This window comes from Limnospira sp. PMC 1279.21 (genome assembly GCF_032349615.1).
In the GTDB taxonomy this organism is placed as follows: Bacteria; Cyanobacteriota; Cyanobacteriia; order Cyanobacteriales; family Microcoleaceae; genus Limnospira; species Limnospira fusiformis.
Map to the genome: position 1 here is coordinate 1 of NZ_JARPLU010000612.1, position 270 is coordinate 270.

1 pseudogene is annotated in these 270 nt (G+C 43.0%); it reads right to left on the reverse strand.

The features are described from left to right. Positions 1-31: 31 nt before the first annotated feature. Positions 32-218: pseudogene (locus tag P5683_RS26220) on the reverse strand (efflux RND transporter permease subunit); the annotation flags it as partial. Positions 219-270 lie beyond the last annotated feature (52 nt).

Below are 270 nucleotides of genomic sequence, written 5' to 3' on the forward strand. Positions count from 1 at the left end.
CTTAGTCATCTCGTCCTCTCCATTATACGTCCTAAGTTTTCTGTCTTGTGCTATATAAGGCTGGAATGACTAACACTCTTTAAAGCCGTAGAGGTGAATAATCCTCCTAATACCACGATGGCGAGGGGTTGTAGAACTTCATTTCCGGCCCCCTGTGCGATCGCCAAGGGTAGCATTCCCAGAGCAGAAGTTAAAGCTGTCATCAGGATAGGATTTACAGCCTTTACACAAAACACAAAGTACAGTATAATGTATGGCTATTGTATAAGA